This window comes from Enterobacter sp. BIGb0383, from assembly GCF_003751845.1.
Lineage (GTDB): Bacteria > Pseudomonadota > Gammaproteobacteria > Enterobacterales > Enterobacteriaceae > BIGb0383.
Map to the genome: position 1 here is coordinate 1,042,098 of NZ_RJKQ01000002.1, position 15,966 is coordinate 1,058,063.

The 15,966-nt window shown below is 57.8% G+C and carries 13 protein-coding genes; 1 reads left to right on the top strand and 12 read right to left on the bottom strand.

The genetic code is table 11. The features are described 5' to 3' along the window. Window positions 1-15 precede the first annotated feature (15 nt). The 4 genes from kefC to EDF81_RS13250 form a co-directional block, all read right to left on the bottom strand. The gene (gene kefC, locus EDF81_RS13235; protein WP_123348584.1) at window positions 16-1,878 is read right to left on the bottom strand and encodes a glutathione-regulated potassium-efflux system protein KefC; all 1,863 of its coding nucleotides are present in this window, start codon (window positions 1,876-1,878) and stop codon (window positions 16-18) included. Further along, on the bottom strand, window positions 1,871-2,401 hold the full coding sequence (gene kefF, locus EDF81_RS13240; protein ID WP_123348585.1) for a glutathione-regulated potassium-efflux system oxidoreductase KefF: 531 nt from the start codon (window positions 2,399-2,401) through the stop codon (window positions 1,871-1,873). The genes kefC and kefF overlap by 8 nt, the downstream gene beginning before the upstream one ends. A 98-nt stretch (window positions 2,402-2,499) precedes the next feature. Then, a complete protein-coding gene (locus tag EDF81_RS13245; protein ID WP_123348586.1) occupies window positions 2,500-2,733 on the bottom strand; it encodes a YgdI/YgdR family lipoprotein in 234 nt (77 codons plus the stop codon). Window positions 2,734-2,828: 95 nt separating this feature from the next. Continuing rightward, entirely contained in the window at window positions 2,829-3,317 is a 489-nt protein-coding gene (locus tag EDF81_RS13250; protein ID WP_260232705.1) for a toxin-antitoxin system YwqK family antitoxin, read from the bottom strand. 239 nt (window positions 3,318-3,556) lie between these two features. Between EDF81_RS13250 and fucR the strand changes: the two genes are divergently transcribed. Then, window positions 3,557-4,273, top strand: coding sequence for an L-fucose operon activator (gene fucR / locus EDF81_RS13255; RefSeq protein ID WP_123348587.1), 717 nt, complete (start codon window positions 3,557-3,559; stop codon window positions 4,271-4,273). A gap of 77 nt (window positions 4,274-4,350) precedes the next feature. On the opposite strand, the gene carB is transcribed toward fucR, so the two are convergent. From carB to ileS, 8 genes are all read right to left on the bottom strand, one after another. Next, on the bottom strand, window positions 4,351-7,575 hold the full coding sequence (gene carB, locus EDF81_RS13260; protein WP_123348588.1) for a carbamoyl-phosphate synthase large subunit: 3,225 nt from the start codon (window positions 7,573-7,575) through the stop codon (window positions 4,351-4,353). An 18-nt stretch (window positions 7,576-7,593) separates the two neighbouring features. Then, window positions 7,594-8,742 carry a glutamine-hydrolyzing carbamoyl-phosphate synthase small subunit gene (gene carA / locus EDF81_RS13265; protein ID WP_123348589.1) on the bottom strand — a complete coding sequence of 383 codons (1,149 nt, stop codon included), beginning with the start codon at window positions 8,740-8,742 and terminating at the stop codon, window positions 7,594-7,596. 457 nt (window positions 8,743-9,199) lie between these two features. After that, window positions 9,200-10,021, bottom strand: a complete 822-nt coding sequence (gene dapB / locus EDF81_RS13270; RefSeq protein WP_123348590.1) for a 4-hydroxy-tetrahydrodipicolinate reductase — start codon at window positions 10,019-10,021, stop codon at window positions 9,200-9,202. A gap of 138 nt (window positions 10,022-10,159) precedes the next feature. After that, on the bottom strand, window positions 10,160-11,074 hold the full coding sequence (gene rihC / locus EDF81_RS13275) for a ribonucleoside hydrolase RihC (protein ID WP_123348591.1): 915 nt from the start codon (window positions 11,072-11,074) through the stop codon (window positions 10,160-10,162). A 60-nt stretch (window positions 11,075-11,134) separates the two neighbouring features. Next, on the bottom strand, window positions 11,135-12,085 hold the full coding sequence (gene ispH / locus EDF81_RS13280) for a 4-hydroxy-3-methylbut-2-enyl diphosphate reductase (protein ID WP_123348592.1): 951 nt from the start codon (window positions 12,083-12,085) through the stop codon (window positions 11,135-11,137). Further along, window positions 12,066-12,536, bottom strand: coding sequence for an FKBP-type peptidyl-prolyl cis-trans isomerase (fkpB, locus tag EDF81_RS13285; RefSeq protein ID WP_123348593.1), 471 nt, complete (start codon window positions 12,534-12,536; stop codon window positions 12,066-12,068). The genes ispH and fkpB overlap by 20 nt, the downstream gene beginning before the upstream one ends. 81 nt (window positions 12,537-12,617) lie before the next feature. Beyond that, the gene (gene lspA, locus EDF81_RS13290; protein WP_123348594.1) at window positions 12,618-13,118 is read right to left on the bottom strand and encodes a signal peptidase II; all 501 of its coding nucleotides are present in this window, start codon (window positions 13,116-13,118) and stop codon (window positions 12,618-12,620) included. Then, on the bottom strand, window positions 13,118-15,934 hold the full coding sequence (gene ileS, locus EDF81_RS13295; protein WP_123348595.1) for an isoleucine--tRNA ligase: 2,817 nt from the start codon (window positions 15,932-15,934) through the stop codon (window positions 13,118-13,120). The genes lspA and ileS overlap by 1 nt, the downstream gene beginning before the upstream one ends. Between the last annotated feature and the right edge of the window lie 32 nt (window positions 15,935-15,966).

The window sequence follows — 15,966 nt, forward strand, 5'->3', positions numbered from 1 at the left end:
AGGGTGACAGCCTTATCACTCCGGCCGTGGGGCCGGTTCGTCCGCCTGATTGCCCGTATGCAGCCCCTCTTTGGTGCCCTGCCAGCCGTGACGCTGGATCAGCGCCAGATGATGGCGGTCCTCATTGATAATTTCCGTCAGCATTGCGCTGGTGCGTTTCACTACCGCCGCACGGGAGACGTGATCGCCCTCGGCAATCTCGACCATCTCCTCCACCATACCGATGTTAAAGCGGCGGAACAGATCCGCCCGCTCGCGGGCTTCATACGCCCCCAGGCCAAGCGCTTCCAGCGCGGTACGCCCGGACTTCAGCGCCGCCTCGAAGGTTTCACGCTCTGGTGCTTCCACCCCGGCCTGACGCAGCCGGATATAGTGGTCAATATCGCGGGCGCGGGCAATGATCCGCAGGGACGGGAAGTGCTCACGGGCCAGTTCGGTCAGTTGCAGGCTTGCCTGAGGATCGTCGATGGCGTTGATCAGGACTTCGGCCTTCGCTGCACCCGCTGATTCCAGCAGGTCAACGCGGGTGGCGTCGCCGTAGAAGACTTTCATATCAAACTTGCGCAGGGTTTCAATATGGTCCGGATCGTGATCGAGGATTACCATTTTCACCCCGCTGGACAGCAGTAAACGACCGGTGATCTGCCCGTAGCGGCCAAAACCGGCGACGATCACCCGCGGCTGCTCTTCATCGATCTCATCCGCTTCCCGCGATTCGCCGCTCTGGTTGCGCTCGGCGCGAGTGAGCAGTACCAGCAACAGCGGCGTCACCGCCATCGACAGTGCCACCGCCAGCGTCAGGGCCTTGGCCCACTCCGTATCCAGCACTCTGGCCGTCTGCGCTGCGCCAAAGACCACAAAGGCGAACTCACTGCCCTGCCCCAGCAGCACGGCGAACCAGCGCCGCTGACGGTTGGGGACCTTCAGCGGACGTGCGATCAGCCACAGCATGCCCATTTTGATCAGCAGGAAGCCCGCCAGCAGGATCAGGATCCGCAGCGGATGCGTCACCAGCGTCCCGAAGTCTATCGACATGCCGACGCCAATAAAGAACAGCCCCAGCAGCAGTCCCTTAAAGGGTTCGATATCGCTTTCCAGCGCGTGGCGGTATTCGGAGCTGGCCAGCAGGACGCCCGCGAGGAACGCACCCATCGCCATCGACAGCCCGGCCTCTTCCAGCAGCAGACCGAAGCCAAAGACCAGCAACAGCGCCACGGCGCAGAACACTTCCCGCAGGCCGGATCGCGCCACAAAGCGCAGCAGCGGCCGGGTGACGTAGCGACCCAGCAGCACCACCAGCGTCAGGGCTCCCGCGACCTTCAGGGCTGAAAGCGTAAAAGCACCAAGCGTAGTGGACGCGCCGCTGGCGGCCAGCAGCGGGATCATCGCCACCAGCGGAATGGCGGCGATATCCTGGAACAGCAGTACCGAGAAGGCGCTACGTCCCATCGGAGAGACGGTCAGGTTACGTTCATTCATCGCCTGCATGGCAATCGCCGTCGAGGAGAGCGCCAGGGTCATGCCGATCAGCGCCGCCACCTGCCAGCGCAGGCCGAGCAGCGTACAAAACAGACCGATCAACGCCCCGCAGGCGATCATCTGCAGCGCCCCGCCGCCAAAGACCGAGGCGCGCAGGGTCCAGAGCCGTCGCGGATCCAGTTCAAGACCAATCACAAACAGCATCAGGACCACGCCGATCTCGGCAAAGTGGAGGATAGATTCGGCGTCGGTCACCAGCCGCAGGCCCCAGGGCCCAATGACACAGCCGGCAATCAGATACCCGAGGACCGAACCCAGCCCAAGACGCACCGCAATGGGTACGACAAGCGCGGCGGCACCGAGGTAGATCAGCGCCTGAATAAGAGTATGGCTATCCACGCTGCACCTCCTGCCAGGCCAGCAGTCGCTGGCGATAGTCGCAGGCCTGAGCCTGCAGCGTCTCGTCATCGCAGACAAAGGTGCAGTGCATGGCAAACGGCGGCAGCCAGTTCAGACCGCAGTAAAGCGCGGTGGCCTGCAGCGGCTGCGCCAGGACATCAAACCCCGGATGTTCACCGGTGGCAAAATGGCTCTCGCCGCCGCCGGTGGTCACCGCCCACATCAGGCTTTTGCCTTTCAGGGCTGCACCGCCGTGGCCGTAGGCCCAGCCGTGGGACAGCACTTTGTCCATCCACAGCTTAAGCAGCGGTGGCACGCTGTACCACTGCATCGGATGCTGCCAGATAATCAGGCTCGCACGGGAAAGCGCCTCCTGCTCGGCGGCGACATCAATATTAAAATCGGGATAGAGGTGATAAAGGGAGCGGATTTCCACCCCGTCAAGCGTCCTTACCTGCTCAAGCATCCGCTTATTCGCATGGGAATGATGCGGATAAGGATGAGCATAAATAATTAAAATCATGAAAGGCCCGTCTACACAGCACGTTGTTATAACGTGTCAGTGTAGACGGTCGGCATCGCGCCTGACAGTAGATTTCTGTGCCTTTAGCGCAGCGGCGGTTAGTTATCCAGCTCGCTCATGTTTTTAACCTGGTCGCGGTTAATCTGCTCGGTTTTACCGGTTTCCGCATTGCGGTAGGAGACCAGGCCGGTGTCGTCATCCACCTGTGGCTTACCGTCGGTCACAATCGTGCGGCCATCGGTAGTTTGCAGCGCCTGATTGGAGGTACAGCCGCTGACGACCAGCAGTGCGGTCGCGGCAAACATTGAGGCGGTCAGAAGTTTGATGTTCATAGTATTCTCCCTGCTTTCAGTCAGTTGATCACATCTGCAACCAACTATAGACGCTGGTCAGCAGGGGAGAATAAAAAGCAGAACACTCCTGGCGTTTAGCCTTTGGTCACCGGGTAGCCGTCTTTGTAGTTGAAGGTACGCACCACTTTCCCGCTAGCGTCATAGCCTTTCGCTTCGCCGTCGGCAACGCCGTCTTTATAGGTGATGACCGTGCGCAGCTTGCCGTCCTCGGTATAGCCCTGAGAGATACCGTTGGCTTTGCAGTTCACCAGCGGCGTATGGGCGCGAAGCTGACCGTTCGGATAGTAGACGTCGATATAGTCATCAAAGCAGCGGTTTTTAACGATGGTTTCAAACTTTTTGCTGCCGTTTTCATACTTCTCAATCAGCTTGCCTTCCGGCACGTTATCGGCAACCTTCACCGACGGCGTTTCCAGTTTACGCTGCTGCAGCGCCTCTTTTTGTCCCTTAGCGTAATCCGGCGTTAAGCCCATATCATCGATAGTATTGGTCACCGCAGCGGAAAAACCCGCGCAGCCGGATACCAGCATAGCCAGCGAAACAGCGATAAGTGCACGTTGCAAAACGTTCTCCTTCAGTTGTGCAAAAAGGGTCAGAACCTTTGATGCTAAGGATAATTAACGGGAGACGCTACGGGTAAAAATGGTAGGCAGTGGGGTGAGTTGACGGGTTGACCGCCAGTCCGGACTTTACAATCCCGATAAGTACGAGAATATTCTTTAAAAAAAAAGTATCGCGCCGTAACCTTTTGCCAGTGCGTCCGTAAGACACGGGCGTTCATCGAATGATGGGGTGAATAAAGATGAAAGCGGCACGTCAGCAAGCGATAGTAGACCTGCTGAACCACTATAAAAGTCTGACCACGGAAGCCTTGTCTGAACAGTTTAACGTCAGCAAAGAGACCATTCGCCGCGATCTCAGCGAGCTACAGGCGCAGGGGAAAGTGCTGCGTAACCACGGGCGCGCCAAGTCTATTCAGCGGAAAAATCAGGACAGCGGCGATCCGTTTCATATCCGGCTGAAAAGCCACCATGCGCATAAGGCGGATATCGCACGTGAGGCGCTGGCGTGGATAGAGCCAGGTATGGTGATTGCCCTCGATGCCAGCTCAACCTGCTGGTATCTGGCCCGCCAGCTGCCGGATATCGATATCCACGTCTTTACCAACAGCCATCCGATTTGCCAGGAGCTGGGCAAGCGCCAGCATGTTCAGCTCATCAGCTCCGGCGGCCAGCTTGAGCGTAAATATGGCTGCTACGTCAATCCGTCGCTTATTTCCCAGCTTAAGCCGCTCGACATTGACCTGTTTATCTTCTCCTGCGAGGGGATCGACAGCAATGGCGCGCTCTGGGACTCGAATACCCTCAACGCGGATTTCAAATCCACGCTCCTGAAGCGCGCAGCGCAGTCTTTATTGCTGATCGACAAGAGTAAATTCAACCGTTCAGGAGAGGCCTGCATCGGGTATCTGGATGAGGTGTCACATATTGTCTCAGGGACACAGCCGAATGAAGTCTGAACAGGAGGGTGTTGAGAGCGAGTCTCTTGATCGCGCATTCCGATCAAGAGACTGCCTTACAGAGAAAAAACCGACGACTACTTGCTGATTTTAGCGTGCATTTCCTGAACCGAAATCACCTTCTCGGTGGCGTCGGCGTTCAGAGCCATCGCGGTAGCAAAGCCGCCGTTCAGGGTGGTGTCATAGTGCACTTTGTACTGCAGCGCGCTGCGGCGGATCTGACGGGAGTCTTCAATCGCCTGACGCCCGGCGGTGGTGTTGATGATGTAGGTGTATTCGCCATTCTTGATACGGTCCTGAATGTGCGGACGACCTTCATGCACCTTGTTCACCAGACGCGGGTTGATACCGGCTTCGCCCAGCACGATTGCGGTGCCGTGGGTCGCATCCAGCTCAAAGCCGAACTTCAGCAGCTTGGCCGCCAGGTCGACAATGCGCTTTTTATCACCTTCGCGAACGGAGAGCAGCGCACGGCCCTGTTTCTTCATGGTGGAGTTACTGCCAAGCTGCGCTTTGGCGAACGCTTCGGCAAAGGTGCGGCCCACGCCCATCACTTCCCCGGTAGAGCGCATTTCTGGCCCTAACAGCGGGTCAACGCCCGGGAACTTGTTGAACGGCAGAACCACTTCTTTCACCGAGTAGTACGGTGGGATAATCTCTTTGGTATGGCCCTGCTGCACCAGCGTCTGGCCGACCATCACGCGCGCCGCCACTTTGGCCAGCGCAACGCCGGTCGCTTTGGAGACGAACGGTACGGTACGCGCTGCACGCGGGTTTACTTCAATCAGGTAAACCTCGTTGTCTTTCACCGCAAACTGCACGTTCATCAGACCGCGCACCTGCAGTTCAAAGGCCAGTTTCTGCACCTGCTGGCGCATCACGTCCTGAATCTCCTGGCTCAGTGTATAAGCCGGGAGTGAACATGCAGAGTCGCCGGAGTGGACGCCCGCCTGCTCGATATGCTCCATAATGCCGCCAATCAGCACGGTCTCGCCGTCGCAGATGGCATCGACGTCCACTTCAACCGCATCGTCGAGGAAGCGGTCCAGCAGCACCGGCGCATCGTTGGAGACGCTGACCGCCGTCTGGAAGTAGCGACGCAGGTCAATTTCGTCATAGACGATTTCCATTGCGCGGCCGCCCAGGACATAAGAAGGACGCACCACCAGCGGATAACCAATCTCTTTCGCTCTCTCTACCGCCTGCTCGATGGCGGTCACGGTGGCGTTAGCCGGCTGTTTCAGCTTCAGACGGTCGACCGCCTGCTGGAAGCGTTCGCGGTCTTCGGCACGGTCAATCGCGTCCGGGCTGGTGCCGATAACCGGCACGCCTGCGGCTTCAAGCGCACGCGCCAGCTTCAGCGGGGTCTGGCCGCCATATTGCACGATAACGCCCTTCGGCTTCTCGATGCGCACGATTTCCAGCACGTCTTCAAAGGTCACCGGCTCGAAGTAGAGACGGTCGGAGGTGTCGTAGTCGGTCGAAACGGTTTCCGGGTTACAGTTGACCATAATGGTCTCGTAACCGTCTTCGCGCAGGGCCAGCGAGGCGTGAACGCAGCAGTAGTCGAACTCAATGCCCTGGCCGATACGGTTTGGACCGCCGCCCAGCACCATAATCTTGTCGCGATCCTGAGTCGGGTTGGCCTCACACTCCTCTTCATACGTGGAGTACATATAGGCCGTGTCGGTGGCGAATTCCGCCGCGCAGGTATCCACGCGTTTGTAGACCGGATGCAGGTTGTACTGGTCGCGCAGCTTGCGGATTTCCGCTTCGCGCACGCCGGACAGGGTCGCCAGACGCGCATCGGCAAAGCCTTTACGCTTCAGGGTGCGCAGGAAGTCAGCGGTCAGGCCGTTAATGCCCAGCTCCGCCACTTTCTCTTCCAGACGCACCAGCTCTTCAATCTGTACCAGGAACCAGCGGTCGATATTGGTCAGGTTGAAGACGCCGTCGACGGAGAGACCCGCACGGAATGCATCGGCGATATACCAGATACGCTCGGCGCCGGCATCTTTCAGCTCGCGACGAATTTTGGTCAGCGCTTCCGGATCGTCGAGGCTCACCTTCGGGTCGAAGCCGGTCGCGCCAACTTCCAGACCGCGCAGGGCTTTCTGCAGAGATTCCTGCTGGGTGCGGCCAATCGCCATCACTTCACCCACGGATTTCATCTGGGTGGTCAGACGGTCGTTCGCGCCAACGAATTTTTCAAAGTTGAAGCGCGGGATCTTGGTCACAACGTAGTCGATGGACGGCTCAAACGAGGCCGGCGTACGGCCACCGGTGATGTCATTCATCAGCTCATCAAGGGTATAACCCACCGCCAGCTTGGCGGCCACTTTAGCAATCGGGAAGCCGGTGGCTTTCGAGGCCAGCGCCGAAGAGCGGGAAACACGCGGGTTCATTTCGATAACGATCAGACGGCCATTTTTCGGGTTTACCGAGAACTGGACGTTAGAGCCGCCGGTTTCGACGCCGATTTCACGCAGTACCGCCATCGAGGCGTTACGCATGATTTGGTATTCTTTGTCGGTCAGGGTCTGGGCCGGTGCCACGGTGATGGAGTCACCGGTATGGATGCCCATGGCGTCGAAGTTTTCAATCGAGCAGACGATGATGCAGTTGTCGTTTTTATCACGCACCACTTCCATCTCGTACTCTTTCCAGCCGATCAGCGACTCGTCAATCAGCAGCTCTTTGGTCGGGGAAAGATCCAGCCCGCGTTCGCAGATCTCTTCAAACTCTTCCCGGTTGTAGGCGATACCGCCGCCGGTGCCGCCCATGGTGAAGCTAGGACGGATGATGCACGGGAAGCCAACGTCGGCGGCAACCGCCAGCGCTTCTTCCATCGTGTGGGCGATACCGGAACGTGCGGTATCGAGGCCGATTTTCTTCATCGCGACGTCGAAACGGCGGCGATCTTCTGCTTTATCAATCGCGTCGGCGGTGGCACCAATCATGGTAACGCCGAACTCTTCGAGCACGCCCTGACGCTCCAGCTCCAGCGCACAGTTCAGCGCGGTCTGGCCGCCCATCGTCGGGAGCACCGCGTCCGGGCGCTCTTTTTCGATGATTTTACGCACCACTTCCCAGTGGATCGGCTCAATATAGGTCGCGTCCGCCATTTCCGGGTCGGTCATGATGGTGGCCGGGTTGGAGTTCACCAGGATAACGCGGTAGCCCTCTTCACGCAGGGCTTTACAGGCCTGGGCACCGGAGTAGTCGAACTCACAGGCCTGGCCGATAACAATCGGGCCAGCGCCAAGGATCAGGATGCTTTTTATGTCTGTACGTTTTGGCATGATTCTCTTCGCTCCTGATTATTTGGCGGTGTTACGGTACTGCTCGATTAATTCGATAAAGTGGTCAAACAGCGGTGCGGCATCGTGCGGACCGGGGCTGGCTTCAGGGTGTCCCTGGAAGCTGAAGGCCGGTTTGTCCGTGCGGTGAATGCCCTGCAGGGTGCCGTCGAACAGCGACTTATGGGTCACGCGCAGGGTGGCAGGCATCGTGGCCTCATCGACCGCAAAACCGTGGTTCTGGGCGGTGATCATCACGGTATCATTGTCGATATCTTTCACCGGATGGTTGCCGCCGTGGTGACCGAACTTCATCTTGACGGTTTTCGCCCCGCTCGCCAGCGCCAGCAGCTGATGGCCGAGACAGATGCCGAAGACCGGAATATCGGTTTCCAGGAAGGTCTTAATCGCGTCGATAGCGTAGTCGCAGGGTGCCGGGTCACCGGGACCGTTTGAGAGGAAGATGCCGTCCGGATTCATCTTCAGCACGTCGTCCGCAGGGGTCTTCGCCGGGACTACCGTCAGGCGGCAGCCTCTGTCCACCAGCATCCGCAGAATGTTGCGCTTCGCGCCGTAGTCGTAGGCCACCACGTGGAACGGCAGGTCGCCCTCTTTTTTGGCTTCCGGCAGCTCGTCTTCCAGCGTCCAGCTTCCCTGAGTCCAGCTGTAGGCTTCAACGGTGGTCACTTCTTTCGCCAGGTCCATCCCGTTCAGACCCGGGAAGGCTTTGGCTTTCTCCAGCGCCAGCTGCGCATCGGGGCTGTCACCCGCGATGATGCAGCCATTCTGTGCACCCTTTTCACGCAGCAGACGGGTCAGCTTGCGGGTATCGATATCGGCAATGGCCACGATGTTGTGGCGCTTGAGGTAAGCAGAGAGGTCTTCGGTATTGCGGTAGTTGCTGGCAATCAGCGGCAGGTCGCGAATAATCAGACCCTGAGCGTGTACCTGAGAAGACTCTTCATCGGCCGGGTTAGTACCGACATTACCAATATGGGGATAAGTAAGAGTAACGATTTGGCGGGAGTAGGAAGGATCAGTGAGGATTTCTTGATAACCGGTCATTGAAGTATTGAAAACGACTTCCCCAACCGCCGTGCCGGTAGCCCCTATGGCCCGACCGATAAACTGGGTTCCGTCTTCCAGAACCAATAGCGCTGACTTAATCAAAACACCCTCCAGAGAATATTCACTCACTTTATTTGCATATTAATTCATAACCACGCCATGAATCAATGCAAATTTGCTACCAGTGGATTTCTGGCAAACGGCGGCATTCTGGAGATCTGCAGGGTAAAAGTCAACGCAAAGCGGGGTTTTTTATTCTTATTTTGCGCCACTGGGTCGTTTAACCCTGTTTAACAGCCAAAATGATCGAATAACTGTACTCAGAAAACGCTTGCGCAGCGTTATAAATGGAAAAATGTGCCGTGAGACGTAAAAAAGTGGACCAGATGGTCAAATTTCACATTACCGTCACATATAAAGAAGTGTTAACACAAACTTATAGGCACTTAGAACAAAAATAACAATTAATAAGGTAAAATAAGAGGGCAATAATATTATTGCCCTTTGCAATCAAGAAACTATGACTGCCACAACCACATCACGATGGGTAATAAAATCGTTAGAGATCGTGTAAACCAAGCACATCTCTCATATCAAAAAGGCCGTTTTCTTTTGCTTTGAGCCACAAGGCTGATTTCACAGCCCCATTGGCAAATGTCATCCGGCTTGACGCTTTATGCGTAATTTCGATTCGCTCGCCGATATCGGCAAACATCGCCGTATGCTCGCCGACGATGTCACCGGCGCGTACGGTGGCAAAACCGATGGTGCCCGGCACGCGTTCGCCCGTATGGCCTTCACGGCTGTAGACCGCGCAGTCGCGTAAATCTTTATCCAGCGCACCAGCAATGGCTTCGCCCATCGCCAGCGCGGTGCCGGACGGAGCGTCAACTTTATGCCGATGGTGGGCTTCGATAATTTCAATATCCGTATAGTCGCCCATCACCTTCGCGGCGTTCTCCAGCAGCTTCAGCATCACGTTCACCCCGACGCTAAAGTTTGCGGCGAACACCACCGGGATATCGGCGGCGGCGGCGCTAATGGCCTGCTTACCGGCATCGTCAAAACCGGTGGTGCCGATCACCATCCCCTTCCCGTGCTGGCGACAAAACGCCAGATGGTTCAGGGTGCCTTCCGGGCGGGTAAAATCGATAAACACATCGAAGTCATCCTTTACCGCGTCCAGGCTGCTGCTGACCAGCACGCCGGTTCTCGCGACCCCGGCCAGTTCACCCGCATCGCATCCCAGCAAAGAAGAGCCTTCGCGCTCCAGGGCCGCGCCCAGCTGAACGCCGTCCAGTTGCAGGGCTGCCTGAATTAACTGACGTCCCATACGGCCGCCCGCGCCCGCAATGGCCACGCGGATTTGTGCATCATGCATAGCTATTCTCTTTTGTTAAAATTACGTAAACCGCTTCCAGATTAACCAGCCCGACGGGCGGCGGCTAGCCGAAAACGTGGATAATTAGAATTTAATGTTAAACGACGGAGAGTATCAGTAAAAGGCATGACCGGCCCGTCAGGGTGCCAGCGTCAGCACCTCTGCCACCCACCGGCGGAACCCTTCCACGTCGATATCCAGCGCCACCTGCGCGTTCGGCGTCTGGCCGAGCTTGCCGTCGATATCCACCACCGTGGTGCCGGCCGTCCAGGTGCCCTGGGTTTCCACCGCCACAAAGCAGGATTTCAGGGTAAACAGCTCGGGACGGACCAGCCAGGCAATCGCACAGAGGTCGTGCATCCGCAGGCCGGTCGCCATACTCCCACCGCGATAGTGGCTAAAAAGGGCATGAAGCATACGCCCCGTGCGGTTCAGCGCGGGCAGTCCGGCAATATACTCCGGGGTCAGGATCGCCCGGTTGGTCACGTCCAGGCCGCACATCACGATCTCCAGCCCGCTGCGGAAAACCTGAGCGGCCGCTTCCGGGTCGATAGCCATATTGAATTCGGCGTTGGGCGTAAAGTTACCGCGTCCCGCGGAGCCGCCCATCAGCACCAGCCGCCGGATATTGAACCGGCACTCGGGATAGTGCGTCAGCAGCAGGGCGATATTGGTCAGCGGGCCAATCGCCACCAGGGTGACTGGCTCAACGGCGGTCATCAGGTGGTTGCGTATTGCCTGAAAAGCCGGGGTAGCCAGCGGCTGGCGCTGGTGCTCAACAAAATCGTATCCGCCAAGGCCGGACTCGCCGTGAACGCTGGCCGCATCACGCAGCGGGCGCACCAGCGGCGTCGCCGCGCCCTGAGCGACCGGCACCTCTGCCTGCCAGAAATTGAGCAGCTGCAGGGCATTGCGGGTGGTTTTCTCCACCGAGACGTTACCGGAAAGGGTGGTGATTAATTGCAGATCCAGCTCCGGGGAAAAGAGCGCGGCGGCGATAGCCAGCGCGTCGTCAATGCCCGGATCGGTATCAAGAATGATGGGTTGGCGCATATTTCCTCCATAAAAAATGCCAGACGGGGTCTGGCATTTTTATCATAGCAGGCAAAGCCGTTATTCGACTTCACGCACGTCGACACGCAGTTCTTTGGGCACCTCGAAGACGATATTTTCTTCGCGGCCCTCCAGCGGAATAGCCTCACCGCCGCCCAGCTCCTGCAGGCGGGCAATGACATTCTGCACCAGGATATCCGGCGCGGAAGCCCCGGCGGTCACGCCAACGCATGTCGCGTCTTTGACCCAGGCCTCCTGGATATCAGAGGCGTCGTCAATCAGGTACGCCGCCTTACCCATACGCTGGGCCAGCTCCGCCAGACGGTTAGAGTTGGACGAGTTTTTCGACCCGACCACCAGCACCACATCGGCCTGTTCCGCCAGCGCACGCACCGCTTCCTGACGGTTGGTGGTGGCGTAGCAAATATCATCTTTGCGCGGCCCGACGATTTTCGGGAAGCGCTGGCGCAGGGCGTCAATCACATCCGAGGTATCGTCCACGGAGAGCGTGGTCTGGGTCATAAAGGAGAGTTTCGCATCGTCCTTTACCGTCAGCGTCAGCACGTCTTCCGGCGATTCCACCAGGTACATACCGCCTTTCGGGTTGCTGTACTGGCCCATCGTGCCTTCCACTTCCGGATGTCCGGCGTGGCCGATCAGGATGGATTCTTCGCCGCGACGGCTGGCACGCGCCACTTCCATATGAACCTTGGTCACCAGCGGGCAGGTAGCATCGAACACCGTCAGATCCCGGCTTTTCGCTTCGTTGCGAACCGCCTGAGACACGCCGTGGGCAGAGAAGATCAGGATCGCACCGTCCGGCACTTCGGCAATCTGCTCGATAAAGATCGCCCCGCGCGTGCGCAGGCTGTCAACCACATAGCGGTTGTGCACCACCTCGTGACGGACGTAAATCGGCGCGCCGTAAATAGCCAGCGCGTTTTCTACAATGCTGATAGCGCGGTCAACCCCGGCGCAAAAACCACGCGGGTTAGCCAACAGGATCTGCATTCACATCCTCCAGTACCGGATCGATCTCCAGCACTTCAATATCAAAATGGACGGTACGCCCGGCCAGCGGATGGTTAAAATCGACGGTGATAGAGTCGCCGTTAATCTCGCGGATCACGCCAGGCATTTCGCTGCCGTCCATAGCGGTAAATAACATGATTGCCCCGATTTCAGGCTCGCCCGCGTCGATAAATTCACGACGGGAGAAATACTGAATGAGGTCCGGGCTGATGGTGCCAAAGGCCGCATCCGGCTCCAGCGAAAAGGCTTTGCTTTCACCGGTCTTCAGGCCCAGCAGATGCTGCTCAAGCCCTTCGGACAGGGTTGCGTCACCGAGGCGAAACAGCGCCGGTTTGCCGTTGTTGCGGGTCGACTCTGCGGTAGAGCCATCATCGAGTTTCAGCGTGAAATGCACCAGCACCGCACTGTTGCTCTGAATAGATTTAGACATGCAATACAGCCTTTTATTGTGGCAGATGGTGCTCACGCCACCCGCCCGACAAATCAGGAACGGCCCAACGGGCCGTTTCCGCTATGCCTGCTTTTTCGCCTTTGCAGAAGGCAGGAAGCCTTCCAGCACAATCAACGCCGCCCCGATACAGATAGCCGTATCCGCAAGGTTGAAGGTGGCAAAGTGCCAGTCGCCGACGTAGAAATCGATCATGTCGACGACGAAACCGTGCCACAGACGGTCAAACAGGTTACCCAGCGCACCGCCAATAATCAGCGCGTAGGCAATGTTATTCAGCTTCTCGGACGCTTTGGCGCGATACATCATCACCATCAGCACCACGCAGATGCCAATCGCGATACCGGCAAAGAACCAGCGCTGCCAGCCGCCTTTATCGGCGAGGAAGCTAAACGCCGCGCCGTAGTTGCGCGCATAATGCAGATTAAGCGACGGGAACAGCGACACCGTATCCCCCAGAGCGAAGTTCTGGAGGATCAGGTATTTACTGCCCAGATCGATAATCAGCACGACCACTACCAGCCACAGCCAGCGCAGTCCTGTTGAACACATCGGTCTACTCATCAGGCAAACTTACGTTTTTCGCCGTCACCGGCAATGTTGCTGACACAGCGTCCGCACACTTCTGCGTGTTCCGCCACCTGGCCGACGTCGGTGGTGTAATGCCAGCAGCGCGGGCATTTCTCACCTTCGGCTTTGCTCAGAGTTACTTTCAGCCCTTTCAGCAGTTCGCTCTGCTGAGCGTCAGCCGGAGCCTGTGCATAATCCGCAACCTGCGCCCCGGAGGTCAACAGGACAAATCGCAATTCGTCACCCAGCGCGGTCAGCTTCGCGGCCAGCTCAGGTTCGGCATACAGCGTCACCGCAGCTTCCAGAGAACCGCCAACGTGCTTGTCGGCACGCGCCTGCTCGATAACCTTGTTCACTTCGCCGCGCACTTTCAGCAGCTCGTCCCAGAAGGCATCGTTCATCGGTTCGGTGGTGGTCAGGCCAAACAGGCCGGTGTACCACTCGCCGGTAAAGACGTATTTCTCACGGTCGCCCGGCAGGTAGCCCCAGATCTCGTCCGCGGTAAAGGACATGATCGGCGCCATCCAGCGCACCAGCGCTTCGGCGATATGATACAGCGCGGTCTGACAGCTACGACGCGCCAGGCCATCGGCCTTCGCGGTGTACTGACGATCTTTGATGATATCGAGATAGAACGAGCCCATTTCTACGGAGCAGAAGCGCATCAGACGCTGCACCACTTCATGGAAATCATAGGACTCATACGCCTTCAGGATATCGTCCTGCGCCGCCTGAGCACAGCCAACCGCCCAGCGATCCAGCACCACCATCTCTTCCGGTTTGACCATGTCTTTCACAGGATCGAAACCGTTGAGGTTCGCCAGCAGGAAGCGCGCGGTGTTACGGATACGACGATAGCTGTCGGCAGCGCGTTTGAGGATCTCATCGGACACCGCCATTTCGCCGGTGTAGTCGGTAGAGGCCACCCACAGACGCAGAATATCCGCGCCCAGTTTGTTCATCACATCCTGCGGGCTAACGGTGTTGCCGATGGACTTGGACATTTTGCGGCCCTGACCATCAACGGTAAAGCCGTGAGTCAGTACCTGGCGGTAAGGCGCTTTGCCCTTCATCGCCGTGGAGATCATCAGCGAGGACATAAACCAGCCGCGGTGCTGGTCGGAGCCTTCCAGATACATATCGGCGGCGTGACCGGCAAATTCCGGACGCACGTCCACCACGGAGGAGTGGGTTGAACCGGAGTCGAACCAGACGTCCAGCGTATCCGGCACCTTCACGTACTGGTCGGCTTCGTCGCCGAGGATCTCTTTCGGATCGAGATCCCACCAGGCCTGAATACCGTCAACTTCAACGCGCTTCGCTACTTCTTCCATCAGTTCAATCGCACGCGGATGCAGCTCTTCCGTGTCTTTATGCACGAACAGCGACATCGGCACGCCCCAGGTACGCTGGCGGGAGATACACCAGTCCGGGCGGTTAGCGACCATCGATTCGATACGCGCCTGGCCCCAGTCCGGGATCCACTGCACGCCTTTGATCTCAGACAGAGACTGCTTGCGCAGGCCTTTCTGATCCATGCTGACAAACCACTGCGGGGTCGCACGGAAGATGATCGGCGACTTGTGACGCCAGCAGCACGGGTAGCTGTGCTGCAGTTTTTCAACGTGCAGCAGAACGCCTTTTTCACGCAGCAGGTTAACGATCAGATCGTTAGCCTTGAAGACGTTAACGCCGTCCAGCAGCGGGTGCGTACCGGCCAGATACGCGCCGTCCGGGCCAACCGGGTTAGCGATTTCCAGACCGTATTTCTGGCTGATGGTGTAGTCGTCCGGACCGTGACCACCGGCGGTATGTACCGCACCGGTACCGGCATCCAGGGTAACGTGATCGCCGAGGATCGCCGGGACGTCAAAATCGAGGAACGGGTGTTTGAAGCGCAGCAGCTCAAGTTCTTTACCGTTTACGGTGCCCAGCACGCTGTAGTCGGTAACGCCGGTGCGCTTCATGACGCTGTCGACCAGGTCTTTCGCCAGGATGACTGCCTGACCGTCGATCTGCACCAGGGCATAGTCGAATTCCGGCGACAGGGAGATAGCGCGGTTAGCCGGCAGGGTCCACGGGGTGGTGGTCCAGATAACCAGCGAGATCGGGCCGTTGACGGCAGAAGCACCAAACTTCGCCTTCAGCGCATCCTGATCGACCGCCTGGAAGGCAACGTCGATGGACGGAGAGGTTTTGTCGTAGTACTCCACTTCCGCTTCCGCCAGCGCGGAACGGCAGTCAACGCACCAGTGCACCGGCTTGGCGCCTTTGTGCAGGTGACCGTTGCCGATGATTTTACCCAGCGCACGAATGATATTGGCTTCGGTTTTGAAGTCCATGGTCAGGTACGGACGTGACCAGTCGCCGAGCACGCCGAGGCGGATAAAGTCAGCGCGCTGACCCTCAACCTGGCCTGCCGCGTACTCGCGGCATTTGGCGCGGAATTCTGCGGCGGTGAACTTTTCACCCGGCTTGCCGAATTCCTGCTCCACTTTCAGCTCGATCGGCAGACCGTGGCAGTCCCAGCCCGGCACATAAGGCGAGTCAAAACCAGTGAGTCCTTTGGACTTCACGATAATGTCTTTCAGAATCTTGTTAACCGAGTGACCAATATGAATGCTGCCATTCGCATAAGGAGGGCCATCATGCAGAATGAAGGTTTTTTTACCTTTTTTGGCCGCACGAATGACGCCGTACAGGTCATCATCGTTCCAGCGCGCCAGCATTCCCGGTTCGCGTTTGGCGAGATCGCCACGCATCGGGAACCCTGTCTCCGGCAAATTCAGGGTTGATTTATAGTCACTCATCAGATTCTCAGTTCCGTATTTCGGTTTGATAA

Bases quoted from the DNA above. Each gene is read 5' to 3' on its own strand.
- dapB (WP_123348590.1), bottom strand. From the start codon at position 10,021: ATGCATGATGCACAAATCCGCGTGGCCATTGCGGGCGCGGGCGGCCGT.
- carB (WP_123348588.1), bottom strand. From the start codon at position 7,575: ATGCCAAAACGTACAGACATAAAAAGCATCCTGATCCTTGGCGCTGGC.
- kefF (WP_123348585.1), bottom strand. From the start codon at position 2,401: ATGATTTTAATTATTTATGCTCATCCTTATCCGCATCATTCCCATGCG.
- EDF81_RS13245 (WP_123348586.1), bottom strand. From the start codon at position 2,733: ATGAACATCAAACTTCTGACCGCCTCAATGTTTGCCGCGACCGCACTG.
- fucR (WP_123348587.1), top strand. From the start codon at position 3,557: ATGAAAGCGGCACGTCAGCAAGCGATAGTAGACCTGCTGAACCACTAT.
- lspA (WP_123348594.1), bottom strand. From the start codon at position 13,118: ATGAGTAGACCGATGTGTTCAACAGGACTGCGCTGGCTGTGGCTGGTA.
- ispH (WP_123348592.1), bottom strand. From the start codon at position 12,085: ATGCAGATCCTGTTGGCTAACCCGCGTGGTTTTTGCGCCGGGGTTGAC.
- rihC (WP_123348591.1), bottom strand. From the start codon at position 11,074: ATGCGCCAACCCATCATTCTTGATACCGATCCGGGCATTGACGACGCG.
- fkpB (WP_123348593.1), bottom strand. From the start codon at position 12,536: ATGTCTAAATCTATTCAGAGCAACAGTGCGGTGCTGGTGCATTTCACG.
- ileS (WP_123348595.1), bottom strand. From the start codon at position 15,934: ATGAGTGACTATAAATCAACCCTGAATTTGCCGGAGACAGGGTTCCCG.